Below are 14,572 nucleotides of genomic sequence, written 5' to 3'. Positions count from 1 at the left end.
TTCAGGTTACTTAATTGGGGAGTCGCCAAGTGGCAAGGCAGCGGATTTTGGATCCGCCATCCGCAGGTTCGAATCCTGCCTCCCCAGTCAGTAGTAAAGATTGTAAAAAAGAAGTAAATTTTATTATAAGGAGTTGACACAATGCCTGATGGTATTAAATTGATCACTGGAAATGCCAATCCTGAGCTTGCAAAAAAGGTGAGTGATTATTTAGAAATTCCTTTAACTGAGACAACTGTAAGCAGTTTTAGCGATGGAGAAATAATGGTTCAGATTAAAGAAAATGTACGCGGTTCTGATGCTTTTGTTATTCAGCCAACTTGTACACCTGTAAATCATAACCTTATGGAAGTTCTTTTAATAATTGATGCACTGAAAAGAGCCTCTGCAAGAAGAATAACAGCAGTTATGCCATACTATGGTTATGCAAGACAGGATAGAAAGGTGCAACCACGCGTACCTATATCAGCAAAGCTTGTGGCAAACTTGATAGCAACTGCTGGAGCTAACCGAGTGCTTTCAATTGACCTGCATGCTGGACAGATTCAGGGATTTTTTGATATTCCTGTAGATCATCTTTATGCTGCTCCTGTAATTCTGGATTATCTGAAAAAAAATAATCTTGTTAACAATATAATCGTAGTATCACCTGATGCAGGAGGAACAGAAAGAGCACGAACATTTGCAAAAAAAATCAACGCACCTCTGGCAATAATTGACAAAAGGCGGGATGCTCCAAATGTATCAAAGGTCATGCATGTTATTGGTGACGTGAAAGATAAGGATGCTTTAATAATTGATGATATGATTGATACAGGTGGAACAATGATTCAGGCTGCTCAGGCATTAAAAGATAATGGTGCACAAAGAGTTTTTGCTGCTTGTACTCATGCAGTATTGTCAGGTCCTGCAATCGATAGAATTAATAATTCAGTTTTGGAAGAAATGATAGTGACTGATACAATTCCAGTTTATGATAAAAAAGAAAGATGTCCCAAAATAAAAGTTCTTACAGTTGCATATCTTTTAGGAGAAGCCATAAAAAGAATTCATGAAGAAACTTCAATAAGTTCACTATTTGTATAAAGGAGGAGAAATAGAATGGAGAAATTTGTTTTAAATGTAGAAAAAAGAGAAAGGACAGGAAAAGGAGTTGCAAGACAGTTAAGAAATCAGGGAATTATTCCATGTGTTATTTATAAAAGCGGGCAGTCAACTCCTGTTCAGGTATCTAAAAAGGAACTTACAGGATTTATGAACATCGCCACAAGGGAAAAATTATTCGTTACACTTAAAATGAATGGAAGTGAAAAAAAAGCAATACTCCAGGATTATCAGGTTGATCCTGTTAGTGGAAAACTATTACATGTTGATTTTATGGAAGTTAGTGCTACTGAAAAAATCAGGGTTTCAGTACCGGTTGTTCTTGTTGGTGAACCAATAGGAACAAAAGAAGATAAGGGAGTTCTTCAGCATGTAATTTCAGAAATTGAAATCGAGGCAATTCCTGAAAAAATACCTGGTCATATTGAAGTTGATGTTTCTGCATTAAAAGTTGGAGATGCTATACACGTAAAAGATATTATATTTGAAGAGGAAATAAAACTAATATCAAATCCTGAAGATGTTATTGCAACAGTTACAGTTGAAGCAGAAGAAGAGATTGCGCCAGTTATAGAAGAAGAACCAGCTGAACCTGAGGTTATAAAGAAAGGCAAGAAAGCCGAAGAAGAATCTGAAGAAGAAAAATAGAAACATTTGAATGATAGTTGTTGTAGGGCTGGGAAATCCTGGTAGAAAATATGCTAAAACAAAGCATAATGTTGGATTTATGGTAGTTGATGCATTAGTAAGAAAATACAACTTTTCAGAGTTTAGAAATAAATATGATTACTTTATTGCAGAAGGCAGAGTTGAAAATCATGATATTGTCATGATAAAGCCAGCTACTTATATGAATTTAAGTGGTAACGTTGTAAAAAAAGTAATAAATAAAACTATAATAAATTCGCTGCCAGACTCTTTAATTGTCATCCATGATGATATGGATTTGCCGATTGGGAAAATTAAAATAAAGAAAAATGGTTCATCAGGAGGGCACAAGGGAGTGCAGTCAATTATTGACAGTCTTGGTACTAATAATTTTATAAGAGTAAAAATAGGTATTGGTAAAGACCTCTTTCAGGATGGTTCAGATTATGTGCTCAGTCCATTTACAAAGGAACAACAGGCTGTTATTAAAGAGAAAATTTCTCAGGCAGCAGATGCAATTATTGTTATAATTAATGAGGGTGTTGATAAAGCTATGACTATTTATAACAGAAATTAAGATTATGGTCTGGATTGTTTTATTTTTTATTATTTTGATACTTCCTGAATCAGCCTACGCGTGGGGGCCTCTGACTCATGCATATTTATCTCAACAAATATTTTTCGTTCCTGCCATGCTTCCTGCAGAATTACTCACTACATTAAAACATTATAAAGAATATTTTATCTATGGAAATCTAATACCTGATATAGTAATTGGTAAAAAATATCTACCTGAGGATAAAAATCCTCATTCATGGAAAACCGGGCTTAGACTGCTTAAGGAAGCTAAAATTCCGGAAGAAACATCTTTTGCCTATGGATATTTAACTCATCTGGCTGCTGATGCAGTACTTCATAATGATATTAAAAATTTAACCACTCTTAAGCATACATTATTTGAGCTCAAGGCAGATAGAATTATTGATAGGTATTACTGGATACAGATTATGACCATTAACAAAAAGGTTAAAAAAACAAGCGAAAAATTTTTTGAACAGGCCGTAAGCAGCAATTTTCTATCTTTGAAAACAAATACAAAAATTTATAAATCTTTAATTTTTCTTTCAGCTTTTAATATTGGAGAATTAAAAAATACAGAATTATTTGATTCATTGCATTTGAAATCCTTATCTGCAATGATAGAGTTGTTAAATAACAGAGAAAATTCAGAAATAATTAATCTTCCACCACATAATTAATTTAAAACACATTTAAAAAACTCTTTTTATTGTCCTATCTATAGGGCAGGGTAAGATAATAAAAAAATAGAGCCTTTTTTATATAAGTGTTTTTTTAAATATTAAATATTTACTTAAACTGTAAAATCATTAAAGATAGAACTGCAAAAAAAGGGGAGCAACAGCTCCCCAAAAAAAGAAAAAATAAAAAATTACTTCACAAAAGGATTTGCATAGTAAGTTATAAGTACGATAACAAGGGCATAAATAACCAAAGTTTCAATCAGTGCCAATCCAATAATGAAAGTAGTAAGAAGCTTACCCGCAACGCCAGGATTTCTTGCTGAGCCTTCCATGATTCCTCTTAAACCATGCCCCATTCCAATACCACCACCAGCTGCTGCAAGGCCAATTCCCACTAATGCACCAAGACTTGCAAGTCCGTAATAATTTAGTTTTGCAGCATCTGGAGATGCATCGGCAGCAAATACTGCTGAGGCGGAAAGCAATAAACTGGCTAATAAAATAGTTATTAAAACTTTTTTCATTATTACACCTCCTTTCTTTTAATGATGTTCTTCTACAGCACCACCAATATAGGCAGCTGTAAGTATCATAAATATATATGCCTGAATTAAACTAACCGCTGCTCCTAAAATAAGAACAAGTGTTGGAACAAGTAAAGGAGTCAGCACACCAAGAACCATTAATAAAAGATGTTTGCTCATCATATTACCAAAAAGCCTGACAGACAGAGTAATAGGTCTGGCAAGATGGCTAATCCATTCTACGATAAACATAAACAGCATGAAAGGGATCGCATAAATATTTCTAATAGGACCTAAAAAGAATCCAAGATATTTTATTCCGTGAACCTTGAAACCATAAAATTGATAAATAAAAAAGACAGGGACAGCAAGTGAAGCATTTGTATTAAGATTTCCTGTTGGAGACTCAAATCCAGGAATAAGACCGAATAAATTACAGGTTAAAATGTACAAAAACAGAGTACCAAGAAGCGGAATAAAAGTTTTTGATTTAGGACCTACAGCATCTCGTGCTTGCGTGATAATGAACTCCATAATGAATTCCATAAAATTTTGTAAACCAGAAGGAATTAAAGATAGTCTTGCTCTAACAATTAAAGCAATCAAGATAAGAAATACAATGGCTAACCAAGAATAACTAACATAAGGTGGAACGCTGGGAATCAACATTCCTAAAAAAGTTGGTGCTTCCACTGTAAACCCCCTTTCTTTTTAATTAAGGTATAATACATAAAAATTTTTCTAATGTCAAGCATATAACAAAACTTCTTTTATTTATTGGAATTTTGTTACAATTTTTTATGGATCCGGTTACTCATTTTCTTTCAGGCTTTGTTCTTGGTAAAGCAATAACAAAACATAAAATACTTTTTGCTGTAATTCTGGTCAGTTCAATTATTCCTGATATCGACATTATTATGAGGCTTACCAGTAAAGAATTATTTTTAATATATCATAGAGGCATTACTCATGGAATTGCAGCTCTGTTTTTATTTCCTTTTATACCTGCTATTATTTTCAGAAAAAAAATTTCTTTTTTAAAAACTTATACAGTTACATTTTCAGCATATGCTTTGCATTTATTTTTAGATCTTACAAATCAATATGGAACAAAAATTTTATCTCCCTTTGACTGGACTTCGTATAGTCTGGCTTTAACATTTATAATTGATCCATATATTTTACTTCCTTTGTTATTAGCAGTTTTATTGTCAATTAAATTCAAAAAACAGGCAAAGTTTTTATACGTGTTTTCGATGATTTTTATTGCTATATATATTGGAACAAAAGCATATCTAAAAGCTGAAGCAAAGGATTTCCTTAAACAAAAAATTGAAGCTCATCAATACAGAGTATATCCTCTTCCAAATGATTTTTTAAGGTGGTGGTTTGTTTCAAGATATTCAGATGAATACATTACTGGATTTGTTGACCTTTTTACCAGGCGTGTTTATATTGATGAAAGAATTAAAATCAAAAATGATTCTGCAGTTGATAAATCAAAAGATACCGAATCTGTAAAGGCTTTGCTTTCATTTGCAACTCATCCAGTTGCCGAGATTAAACATGAAGGGAATACAACTGTTGTGATCTGGCAGGATCTTTCCTATGGATTTCTACCGGATAACAGATTTTCAGCAAAAGTCTGGTTACAAAAAACTTCTCAGGGCTATAGAATAATAAATTCAACTTTAAAGATATGAAAATCTGCGAAATATTTGCAAGCATTCAGGGGGAGAGTTCCCTGGTTGGTATTCCAATGATATTTATAAGGCTTACAGGATGCAATCTAAGGTGTAGGTACTGTGATACACAGTATTCTTACTCAGAAGGTGAAGAGCTTTCAGTTGATCAGGTTATCGATAAAGTGAAACAGTTTAAACTTAAATATATCGAAATAACAGGAGGAGAACCACTTCTACAGAATGAAGTGTATGAATTAATGAATAATCTTGTTAAATCGTATAATGTTGTTCTTGAGACAAATGGTTCTGTTTCTATTAACAAAGTCAATCCTCAAGTAAAAATAGTGATGGATATTAAAACTCCTGGAAGCGGAATGAATCATAGAAACTATCTTAAAAATATAAATTGTCTCAAAAAAACTGATGAAGTTAAGTTTGTTATAGCTGATAGAGAGGACTATGAATGGACAAAGGAATTTATCAACACCCACACTTTCAATGCTGAAGAGATTTTATTTTCGCCTGTATTTGAAATTCTTGATCCATCAGAGCTTTCAAAATGGATAATTCAAGATTCTCTTTCAGTCAGGCTGAATTTACAGATTCATAAATATATTTTTGGAGATAAACGCGGTGTTTAGGGTTTATAGTATTTCTTCTTCTCTGGCAGATAATCCTGCTTTACATAGCCTCCATAGTCATGAGGATACTTATAACCTTTCCCATGTCCAAGTTTTTTGGCTCCTGGATAATTGGCATCTTTTAGATGCTCTGGAACAGGAAGCGTCATACCGGTTTCAATATCTTTCAAAGCTTCTTCAATAGCTCTGTAACAGGCGTTACTTTTTGGAGCTAAAGCCACATAAAGCGCAGCATGTGCAAGAATTATCCTTGCTTCAGGCATCCCGATAATTTCTACTGCTTGAGATGCTTGTGTTGCAACTATCAATGCCATCGGGTCAGCAATACCAACATCCTCACTTGCCGCAATTATAATTCTACGAGCAATAAAACGAGGGTCTTCACCTGCATAAATCATTTTTGCAAGCCAGTAAACAGTAGCGTCTGGATCACTTCCGCGCATGCTTTTTATAAAAGCTGAAGCAGTGTCATAATGTTCATCTCCTGATCTGTCATAGACAATGTGTTTTTTCTGAATGCTTTCCTCTGCTATTTTGGTATCAATTTTAATAATGCCATCTTTATCTGGTTGAGTTGTTAGTACAGCTATTTCAAGTGCAGAAAGAGCTTTTCTCGCATCTCCGTCTGAAGACTTCGCAATATGAGATAGTGCTTCAGGAGTAATATCAATTTTTACATTCCCAAATCCTCTCTCTTTGTCTTTTAAAGCTCTTGTAAGAATTGTGATGATATCTTCCTCTAATAGATGTTTAAGTTCAAACACATGACTTCTTGAAAGAAGTGCGGAATTCAGATAAAAAAAAGGATTTTCTATTGTTGCACCAATCAGTATAATGTTACCTTCTTCAATATCAGGAAGCAAGGCATCCTGGGACACCCTGTTAAGCCTGTGAATTTCATCAATAAAAAGGATTGTTTTTTCACCTTTATTTCGTCTCTGTCTTGCAAAAGCTAAATTTTTCCTTATTTCTTCAATATTTAATGTTGTAGCATTCAACCATTGAAAATGTGCTTTTGTTTTGCTGGCAATTATTCTTGCAAGAGCTGTCTTACCCGTTCCTGGAGGACCATATAAAATTAAAGATGTTATTCTATCTGAATCAATTGCTCTTCTGAGAAGTTTTCCCTCTGAAAGAACATGACTCTGCCCAATATATTCATCAAGGTTTCTTGGAGCCATTCTATAGGCAAGAGGTTCTGTTTTGTGATTTTGCGTGGGGGTATCAAATAAATCATTCATTTTATTTTACCGAGCATTTTTATAAAACTCTTTAGAAGGTCAGCGTCATGATCACCTTTTTCCTTAACTATTATGGATAAAGCAAAATAAGGAGTCAGAGGAGGTTTATAAGGTCTTTGAGTTGTTAAAGCGTCATAACAGTCTGCAATAGCTGTAATTCTTCCAAAAAGTTTTATTTCTGATCCCTTTAAACCAAAAGGATAGCCCTTTCCTGAAAGTTTCTCGTGGTGCTGAAGAACTGCTGAGGAAGATTCTTCAGGAAATTCTTTCTGTTCTTTAAGCAGTTTATATCCCAATAAAACATGTTGTTTTATAATATTATATTCTGTGTTATTTAACCTGCCCTGTTTATTTAGTATTTCATTTGGAATCTGTGTTTTTCCCAGGTCATGCAAGATTGCTCCTATCCCGAGTTTATATAAGATATCTTTATCAATTCCTATTTGTATTCCAAGCCCTATTGATAGAACTCCAACATTAACAGAATGAATATATGTGTAATAATCGTAACCTTTTAAACTAATAAGTTTATATATGGAATCCGGATTATCAAAAATAGTCTCTATGATATTGTTTACAATATTTTCTACTTTTTTTATTCTTTCTCCACTTCTTGGCTCATTTAATACATCAGTAATTGCCATTTTAGCGTTTTCTTTTACTAAGATCTCCTTTAATTCCTTATTAGGTTGCTCATCTGCTTTATTGAGTTTAGCTTCAAGAGAATTAAGATATTCTTTAAAAAGGGGTAAATCTTTTTTTTCAATTAAAATATCACCCTCTTCAGGAATAGTATCATTATAGATGATAGAATTTTTTTCAGCAGAAACATCAACAATTTTTGTAATGTTAAAGTTTTTAATAATATAAATTGGGAAATTGACTTCTGTTCCTGGAATTATTAATGACCTGTCTATTTGATAAAGATTTTCTTTGGAAAAAGAGTAATTCTTGAAAGCAATTGGTGAATCAAGAGCTGATTCAGGAGAGATTTTTTTTGCAAGATAAGAATCAAGAACCTCTTCATCGGATAATTCAATATAAACATGGGTGAACCCTTTTTCTTTAAGAGTTTGGGAAAAAAGATTTGAAAACTTAGCTCCTTTATTAAAGATTTTTCTTCTTATTCCGCCGTCTTCAACATAGACATCAAAAGGTAAAAATTTATTGACTTTCAATTTATTAACATCAATTTTTAATAAATCTTTTTCAGAAATTTCTACTATTTTTGTTTTAATCATTAATTAATTATTACAAAAAATATTTACAAAATGGAATATATTTATTTTTTCTTGAAATTCTTTATAAATAGTTATCTTTTACAATTTCTCTCAACAATTTTGAGTTATAATAAAATTATGCGTAATTATCCGGAAATCCTGAAAAGAAATAATATAGAGGCTTTTTTTACAGAAAAAATAAAAAACTTCGAACAATTTAAAAATTCATTACCAATCATGAAACTTTATATGCCAATTCAGAGACATACAGACCTCATTATAGTTTTACGTTGTTATACAAAGCCAGCAATAGCAGATGCAATAATTACAGATCAAAGAGAAATATTCATAGGAATAAAGACAGCAGATTGTTTACCTGTATTGATATTTGATCCTGAAAACAACATAATTGGTGCAGTTCATGCTGGCTGGCGTGGAACAGCAAAAGGAATTTTAAAAAAAACAATTATTAAAATGAATGAAATTTATGGATGTAATCCTGAAAACCTTCTTATAGCAATGGGACCATGTATTAAAGGATGCTGTTATGAAGTGGGAGAGGAAGTAGTAGAAGCCTTAAAGAGAGAAACTCCCACAGAAGATTATATTTTAAAACGAAATGGTAGAATCCATGTTGATCTTTCTATGGCTAATATGCTCCAGGTTTTAGTAACAGGCGTTAAAAAAGAAAATATATGGATATCTGAGGATTGTACATACTGTAAACATGACCATTATGCTTCGTACAGATTTTACGGTAAAACAGCAGAAAAACAATACGGAATAATTGGAATGTTATAATAACTGAAACGGGGTGTAGCGCAGTCTGGTAGCGCACACGGTTCGGGACCGTGGTGTCGGAGGTTCAAATCCTCTCACCCCGACCATACGATACTTGACGGATTTTGCGGGCAGTTTGTTTACTCGCTCGCATTTTTCCGTATATTTCAGCACAAAAACCTTTCGCTTTTCCGCCGCCGCCAAAATAAAAGATATTACCCTTGTCCCTCCCCTCCTATGTGTAGGCATTTGAAATTAAACTCCCTGAAATTCTCTTTACATTATCAAAATAATTTTATATCATAGTTATAAACAGGGATTATTCTATAGATATATACTATTATTTTAATACTACAATGTCAAAAGAGATTTTGCTGATAGGCAAAAATATAAAGAGATTAAGAAAACAAAAGGGCTTATCGCAAGACCGGCTTTCTAAATTGGCTAATCTTTCCTATAACACGGTCATAAAGCTGGAGTTGGGCGGTATCACCAACCCTTCAATTGATACGCTTCAAAAATTAGCCAAAGCCCTTAATGTTTCGGTTGATGATTTATTAAGGTAATTTAACTATGACCAAAGAACAAAAATTTTATAAGGCGCTGCAGGATGTTTTTATTGGAGCCAGGATTGAAGGCAAAGGCGGTTTTGTTAATCTGATGAAGATAAAATCAAATTACTACCGTAAGATTGAAGACATTCTCAAGAAAGATATTGAAGGGGCATTAAAAAGCCACCCTAAATTCAGGGATGAACTTTTTGACAAGCTCTATTCCTTTTTTAATCGCTATTTTACAGAAAGCGGCTCAATCTATTTCAATTCAACACCATTCCACAACAACATCTACGAGAAGGTTTACACTGATGAAAAGGATGTCATACTCTTTTGGAAAACGCAGATGCTTTACTATGTTAAAACTGACCGAATTTTTAGAAGTTTGCCTGTTGAGTTTGATGGATTTAAGTTTTATTTTGACGCTTCAAAAATAGAAAACAAAAAGGCAAATGAAAAACGCTCACTCATTTTTGAGTTAAATAAAATTCTCGAAGATGAAACAATTGTTTTTGACGTTTTGTATTCAGAAAAAGGCACAAAAACAAAACAAGACGATATATTAAAAGCCATAAAGAAAAAAGGCATTGCTATTACCGAAGAACAATTAGAACGCGCATTTAGGATTTTTGAAAAACAAAGTGAGGTTGATTTCTTCATCAACAAAAACGCTAAAGCATTTTTACAGGAACAGTTTAAACTATGGAGTTATCAATACTTCTGGGAAGGTGCAAAAGAGTGGAGTGCTGATAGAGTCAATCAATTACAAATTCTCAAAGATATTGCCTTTAAATTAATTGACTTCATCTCGCAGTTTGAAGACGAGCTGGTAAAAATCTGGAACAAGCCAAAGTTTGTTAAAAATTCAAATTATGTAATTACCCTTGATAGAATCCTCCCCGCCTGTCATTCTGAGCGAAGCGAAGAATCTCTAAAACTCGTTGAGAAAATCAAAAAGCATGAAAACATTGAAGAACAAATCAAAGAATGGCAAGAGCTTGGAATAGAATAGTAGATGAAAACTTTAAGTTGGATGATATTTTTACAATTGACTTAATGGGCAAGCATTTGTCGGAAAAATATCAACATTTGCCTATTGATACCAAGTACTTTAAAGATTTAGAGCTTGAGATTTTAAGTCAGTTTGAAGATTTAGACAAGCTTTACCCAAAGATAGATATCGCAGAGACACTCTCAAATCTTACTGGTAAATGGATAAAGAAAATAACACCCTTCCCCCCTCTACAAGAGGGGAATTATGAAGTAGAATTTGAAGATGGGACTAAAATCGATACTAAAAATTTGGATTACAGACTTATTAAACCATTAATCTGGTGGGAGTGAAGATGAAAATTAAAAAAATTGAAACAATAAATGAATTTGGTCAATTCTATGATTTTAACTGGCCAGGAAATTTATATGAATTTGAAAAATACAATTTTTTTTATGGATGGAATTATTCTGGTAAAACTACTTTGTCAAGAATATTTAGATGTTTGGAATTAAAAAAATTACACAGCGATTATCAAAATGCGAGATTTAGAATAGAAACTGATAATGGTACTTTAACGCAAGAAGATCTTGATACTGATTATCCGATTCGTGTCTTTAATGAAGATTTCATTGAAGATAACTTTGATTGGAATAATGAAGATGCAGAAATAGAGCCAGTATTAATTTTAGGTAAAGAATCAAAAGATCTAGAAAATGAATTAATAAAGAAACAAAAAGAAAAAGAAGATAAAGAAGAAAAAAAGAGAAACAAAGAGCAGCAAAAAGAAGAAAAGGAAAATAAAATTCAAGATAAACTTACTAGAAAAGCAAGCGAAATAAGAGAAATATTATCAATCACAAATCAAAAAGAATTTGATAAAAATACATTAGAACAAAAGATAAACGAGATAAAAGACAATTTTTCAGAAAAAATTTTACCTGAGGAAGAATTGCACAGCCAACGCAGTTTTATCTCCAGTCAAAAATTGGATAAAATCAATACTCCACCAATAACACTTAAACTTTCTCAATTTATAGATGATGTAAAACAAATACTGAATAAAAAAGTCACGGCTCAAAAAATTATAGAGAAACTAAAACAAAATGGCAGTTTAAATCAATGGGTAAGAGAAGGGCTTGAACTTCATAAAGAAGAAAATACGTGTCAATTTTGCGGGAATCCATTAACGCCTGAACGAATAGAAGAGTTAAACAAACATTTTTCACAAGAATTTGATTCGCTCATTAGCGCAATTGAAGGGAAAAAAGATGAATTAGATAAGTATGCAGAGTCGATAAAGGAATATTCCTTGCCGGATGAAGCAAGATTTTATAAAGAGTTTCAAGAAAAGTACAAAGAATTGTTGGAGAGTTTTAATCAGAAAAAGGAAGAATATGTAAGTACCATTAAAAAGTTGACAGAAGAATTAGAAAGGAAGAAAAATAAACCCTTTGATGTATTATCGAGTGATCAATCAATTGACAATAATATAGAAAATGAAATAGATGATTTATTTGAAAAGATTCAAGATTTAATTAGAGAGCATAATGACAAAGTAGATTCATTTGATCGGAAAAAAGAGGAATCAAAAGAAAAAATAAAATTGCATTACACTGCTGAATTTATTAGAGATGAAAATTATTTTTCTCTAAAACAAGATATTGAAAAATTGGGAAAAGAAATCAAGGATCTAAAGGATAGTATTGAAAAGGATGAAGATGGAATTAACAACATAGAGAGTAAAATTAGCGGTTTAGCGATTGGTGCAGAAAGATTAAATGAATATTTAAACAAATTTTTTAATGACGATTTCTTAAAAATAGAAAAGACCGATAATGGGAAATATAAACTTTACCGAAATGGTCGAATTGCTAAGAACTTAAGCACAGGTGAGAGAAATATTATTTCTCTGATATATTTTTTTATAAAACTCGAAGAAACTAACTTTGATTCACGAAATGCTATAGTTTTTATAGATGATCCCGTCTCCAGTCTTGATGCCAATCATATGCATAGAGTTTATTCTTTCTTAAATAGTAAAATTAAAACTTTAGGTCAGCTTTTTATTACAACTCATAATTTTGATTTTTTTAACTTACTTAAAGATATGTACAGATATGATTTACAAAATAAAGAAGGTAATTTCTACTTGATACAAAAAATAAAAGTCAATCAAAATTATTCCTCTTCTATTGAAAAACTTCCTGATCTTCTTAAAAAATTTAAAAGTGAATATAATTATATCTTTTACATATTAAATACTTTTAATAAATTAGCAGATAAATCAAGGTTCGACCAACTATATTTGCTCCCAAATATTCTAAGAAGATTTTTTGAAATGTATCTTTTTATGAAGTACCCTGATGGCGAAAAATTCAAGAATAAAGCAAATAAATTTTTTGGTGACGATGATAATAATGAAAAAAACATGACCCTTAAGATAATGGATGAATATTCCCATGAACAAAATCCAGAACATTCATTACGCTTTCCAGATATACAAGAATTAATTACTGCAGTAGAGTTTGTTTTAAAATCTTTGGAAAGTAAAGATAAAGAACATTATGATTCATTATGCAATTCGTGTAATATGTAATTTGGTGGGAATAGTTAATCTATGAAACAAGACGAATTTAAAAAAGGCGAGATAGTTATCTATCAATCCAAAGATGGTCCAAAGTTAGATGTACGTCTGGTAGAAGAAACTATTTGGCTTACACAAGAGCAAATTGCTTTACTTTTTGGTACTCAAAGACCGGCAATTACTAAGCATTTAAAAAATATCTTTGATAGTGGGGAACTAGACGAAAAAGTGGTTAGTTCCATTTTGGAACATACCACAAAACATGGCGCTTTAAAAGGGAAAACCCAAACTAAAAAAGTTAAATTCTATAATTTAGATGCCATAATTTCTGTTGGTTATCGGGTTAATTCACAACGAGCTACACAATTCCGCATCTGGGCAACTAAAACCCTTAAGGAACATCTTGTTAAGGGCTATACCATCAATGAGAAACGACTTTTACAAGCTAAAAATCAGTTACAGGAATTGCAGGGCGCCATTTCTTTTTTGCAGGAAAAATCTAAACACGAACTTTTAGCCGGGCAAGAGCAGGAAATTTTTAATTTACTTGCAAACTATTCAAGAACACTCACCCTACTTGAACAGTACGATAAAGAAAAATTATCTCTTATCAAAAACACAAAAGGCAGGTTTATTCTGAAATATGAAGAGGCAATAAATGTGATTAGCAAAATAAAGAAAGACCTCGTTGCCAAAAAGGAAGCAAGCGATTTATTTGGACAAGAGAACAACGATAAGTTTAAAGGCATTTTAGGTAGTATTTACCAAACCTTCAACAGTAAAGAATTATATCCTTCATTAGAAGAAAAGGCCGCTCATCTTTTATATTTTATTATCAAAGACCATCCTTTTGTGGACGGCAATAAACGGATTGCTTCTTTTTTATTTGTTTATTATCTGGATAAAAATGATTTTCTTTACCGTTCTGCTGGAGAGAAGAAAATCAATGATAATACCTTGACCGCGCTTGCGCTTTTAATTGCCGTCAGCGACCCGAGTGAAAAAGATAAGCTGATAAAAATAATTACCAATTTGTTAGCGATATGAAACTATATTTGCAAAACACCGTAGAAGACATTTCTTTTGAAAACTTGCCGATACAGTGGCAAGGATTTGATTTTGCACGATTTTCAAATGATAAAACGCTTTTTGACTTTCAGCAGAATGCACTTAAAAATGCTCTGCGTGGCTTATGGCTTTTTTTCAAAGGAAACACCCCGTCCCTTCGGGACACCTCTCTACAAGAGGGGAATGAATTGAAGCAAAGTTTGTTTGAAAAACGCTGCAGAAGCAAAGGGCACCCATTTCAAAAAGGAAAACAAGGTTAAGTGATGT

Annotated in this window: 17 protein-coding genes and 2 tRNA genes; 15 read left to right on the top strand and 4 right to left on the bottom strand. The window is 32.4% G+C overall.

Annotated elements, in window-relative coordinates:
• The first annotated feature begins 15 nt into the window (after positions 1-15).
• The 5 genes from G581_RS0108330 to G581_RS11725 all read left to right on the top strand — a co-directional run bounded on the left by G581_RS0108330 (position 16) and on the right by G581_RS11725 (position 3,011).
• Positions 16-87, top strand: a tRNA-Gln gene (locus G581_RS0108330).
• A gap of 54 nt (positions 88-141) precedes the next feature.
• Complete coding sequence (locus G581_RS0108325; RefSeq protein WP_028845430.1) at positions 142-1,086, top strand: ribose-phosphate pyrophosphokinase; 945 nt, start codon at positions 142-144, stop codon at positions 1,084-1,086.
• 15 nt (positions 1,087-1,101) lie between these two features.
• Positions 1,102-1,752: a 50S ribosomal protein L25 gene (locus G581_RS0108320; protein WP_028845429.1), complete on the top strand. Its 651-nt coding sequence runs from the start codon at positions 1,102-1,104 to the stop codon at positions 1,750-1,752.
• Positions 1,753-1,762: 10 nt separating this feature from the next.
• Positions 1,763-2,329 (top strand): aminoacyl-tRNA hydrolase, encoded by a 567-nt coding sequence (pth, locus tag G581_RS0108315; RefSeq protein WP_028845428.1) that lies wholly within the window; start codon positions 1,763-1,765, stop codon positions 2,327-2,329.
• 34 nt (positions 2,330-2,363) lie between these two features.
• Positions 2,364-3,011 (top strand): zinc dependent phospholipase C family protein, encoded by a 648-nt coding sequence (locus tag G581_RS11725; RefSeq protein ID WP_204365494.1) that lies wholly within the window; start codon positions 2,364-2,366, stop codon positions 3,009-3,011.
• Positions 3,012-3,202: 191 nt separating this feature from the next.
• Here the strand turns inward: G581_RS11725 and G581_RS0108305 are convergent, their stop codons facing one another.
• Together G581_RS0108305 and atpB are read right to left on the bottom strand one after the other, a co-directional pair.
• Positions 3,203-3,538 carry an ATP synthase subunit c family protein gene (locus G581_RS0108305; RefSeq protein ID WP_028845426.1) on the bottom strand — a complete coding sequence of 112 codons (336 nt, stop codon included), beginning with the start codon at positions 3,536-3,538 and terminating at the stop codon, positions 3,203-3,205.
• An 18-nt stretch (positions 3,539-3,556) separates the two neighbouring features.
• Positions 3,557-4,231, bottom strand: coding sequence for a F0F1 ATP synthase subunit A (atpB, locus tag G581_RS0108300; RefSeq protein WP_028845425.1), 675 nt, complete (start codon positions 4,229-4,231; stop codon positions 3,557-3,559).
• A 107-nt stretch (positions 4,232-4,338) separates the two neighbouring features.
• Here atpB and G581_RS0108295 point away from each other — a divergent pair, with 107 nt between their 5' ends.
• Positions 4,339-5,241 (top strand): metal-dependent hydrolase, encoded by a 903-nt coding sequence (locus tag G581_RS0108295; protein WP_028845424.1) that lies wholly within the window; start codon positions 4,339-4,341, stop codon positions 5,239-5,241.
• Positions 5,238-5,864 (top strand): radical SAM protein, encoded by a 627-nt coding sequence (locus G581_RS0108290; protein WP_028845423.1) that lies wholly within the window; start codon positions 5,238-5,240, stop codon positions 5,862-5,864. Before G581_RS0108295 ends, G581_RS0108290 begins: the two co-directional genes overlap by 4 nt.
• Here G581_RS0108290 and G581_RS0108285 read toward each other — a convergent pair.
• Both G581_RS0108285 and G581_RS11720 read right to left on the bottom strand, forming a co-directional pair.
• Positions 5,861-7,105, bottom strand: coding sequence for a replication-associated recombination protein A (locus G581_RS0108285; protein ID WP_028845422.1), 1,245 nt, complete (start codon positions 7,103-7,105; stop codon positions 5,861-5,863). The two genes, G581_RS0108290 and G581_RS0108285, sit on opposite strands and share 4 nt — an antisense overlap.
• Entirely contained in the window at positions 7,102-8,346 is a 1,245-nt protein-coding gene (locus G581_RS11720) for an HD-GYP domain-containing protein (RefSeq protein WP_051179092.1), read from the bottom strand. Before G581_RS11720 ends, G581_RS0108285 begins: the two co-directional genes overlap by 4 nt.
• A gap of 117 nt (positions 8,347-8,463) precedes the next feature.
• Between G581_RS11720 and pgeF the strand changes: the two genes are divergently transcribed.
• From pgeF to G581_RS0108250, 8 genes are all read left to right on the top strand, one after another.
• Positions 8,464-9,126 (top strand): peptidoglycan editing factor PgeF, encoded by a 663-nt coding sequence (gene pgeF / locus G581_RS11115; protein WP_051179090.1) that lies wholly within the window; start codon positions 8,464-8,466, stop codon positions 9,124-9,126.
• A 9-nt stretch (positions 9,127-9,135) separates the two neighbouring features.
• A tRNA-Pro gene (locus G581_RS0108270) sits at positions 9,136-9,212 on the top strand.
• A gap of 249 nt (positions 9,213-9,461) precedes the next feature.
• Entirely contained in the window at positions 9,462-9,671 is a 210-nt protein-coding gene (locus G581_RS11940; RefSeq protein WP_083962676.1) for a helix-turn-helix domain-containing protein, read from the top strand.
• A gap of 7 nt (positions 9,672-9,678) precedes the next feature.
• Entirely contained in the window at positions 9,679-10,671 is a 993-nt protein-coding gene (locus G581_RS12080; RefSeq protein WP_051179088.1) for a hypothetical protein, read from the top strand.
• On the top strand, positions 10,647-11,003 hold the full coding sequence (locus G581_RS11715; protein WP_051179086.1) for a hypothetical protein: 357 nt from the start codon (positions 10,647-10,649) through the stop codon (positions 11,001-11,003). The genes G581_RS12080 and G581_RS11715 overlap by 25 nt, the downstream gene beginning before the upstream one ends.
• A gap of 2 nt (positions 11,004-11,005) precedes the next feature.
• Positions 11,006-13,249 carry an AAA family ATPase gene (locus G581_RS0108260; RefSeq protein WP_028845421.1) on the top strand — a complete coding sequence of 748 codons (2,244 nt, stop codon included), beginning with the start codon at positions 11,006-11,008 and terminating at the stop codon, positions 13,247-13,249.
• Positions 13,250-13,270: 21 nt separating this feature from the next.
• Positions 13,271-14,284: a virulence RhuM family protein/type II toxin-antitoxin system death-on-curing family toxin gene (locus tag G581_RS0108255; RefSeq protein WP_028845420.1), complete on the top strand. Its 1,014-nt coding sequence runs from the start codon at positions 13,271-13,273 to the stop codon at positions 14,282-14,284.
• Complete coding sequence (locus G581_RS0108250) at positions 14,281-14,565, top strand: hypothetical protein (protein WP_028845419.1); 285 nt, start codon at positions 14,281-14,283, stop codon at positions 14,563-14,565. Before G581_RS0108255 ends, G581_RS0108250 begins: the two co-directional genes overlap by 4 nt.
• Positions 14,566-14,572: the final 7 nt, after the last annotated feature.

Origin of the sequence: Thermodesulfovibrio thiophilus DSM 17215, assembly GCF_000423865.1 — a bacterium.
Taxonomy (GTDB): Bacteria; Nitrospirota; Thermodesulfovibrionia; order Thermodesulfovibrionales; family Thermodesulfovibrionaceae; genus Thermodesulfovibrio; species Thermodesulfovibrio thiophilus.
This window is presented reverse-complemented; position numbering and strand designations above follow the sequence as displayed.

Bases quoted from the DNA above. Each gene is read 5' to 3' on its own strand.
- G581_RS0108325 (WP_028845430.1), top strand. From the start codon at position 142: ATGCCTGATGGTATTAAATTGATCACTGGAAATGCCAATCCTGAGCTT.
- G581_RS0108320 (WP_028845429.1), top strand. From the start codon at position 1,102: ATGGAGAAATTTGTTTTAAATGTAGAAAAAAGAGAAAGGACAGGAAAA.
- pth (WP_028845428.1), top strand. From the start codon at position 1,763: ATGATAGTTGTTGTAGGGCTGGGAAATCCTGGTAGAAAATATGCTAAA.
- G581_RS0108305 (WP_028845426.1), bottom strand. From the start codon at position 3,538: ATGAAAAAAGTTTTAATAACTATTTTATTAGCCAGTTTATTGCTTTCC.
- G581_RS0108295 (WP_028845424.1), top strand. From the start codon at position 4,339: ATGGATCCGGTTACTCATTTTCTTTCAGGCTTTGTTCTTGGTAAAGCA.
- G581_RS0108290 (WP_028845423.1), top strand. From the start codon at position 5,238: ATGAAAATCTGCGAAATATTTGCAAGCATTCAGGGGGAGAGTTCCCTG.
- G581_RS0108285 (WP_028845422.1), bottom strand. From the start codon at position 7,105: ATGAATGATTTATTTGATACCCCCACGCAAAATCACAAAACAGAACCT.
- G581_RS11720 (WP_051179092.1), bottom strand. From the start codon at position 8,346: ATGATTAAAACAAAAATAGTAGAAATTTCTGAAAAAGATTTATTAAAA.
- pgeF (WP_051179090.1), top strand. From the start codon at position 8,464: ATGCGTAATTATCCGGAAATCCTGAAAAGAAATAATATAGAGGCTTTT.
- G581_RS11940 (WP_083962676.1), top strand. From the start codon at position 9,462: ATGTCAAAAGAGATTTTGCTGATAGGCAAAAATATAAAGAGATTAAGA.
- G581_RS12080 (WP_051179088.1), top strand. From the start codon at position 9,679: ATGACCAAAGAACAAAAATTTTATAAGGCGCTGCAGGATGTTTTTATT.
- G581_RS11715 (WP_051179086.1), top strand. From the start codon at position 10,647: ATGGCAAGAGCTTGGAATAGAATAGTAGATGAAAACTTTAAGTTGGAT.
- G581_RS0108260 (WP_028845421.1), top strand. From the start codon at position 11,006: ATGAAAATTAAAAAAATTGAAACAATAAATGAATTTGGTCAATTCTAT.
- G581_RS0108255 (WP_028845420.1), top strand. From the start codon at position 13,271: ATGAAACAAGACGAATTTAAAAAAGGCGAGATAGTTATCTATCAATCC.
- G581_RS0108250 (WP_028845419.1), top strand. From the start codon at position 14,281: ATGAAACTATATTTGCAAAACACCGTAGAAGACATTTCTTTTGAAAAC.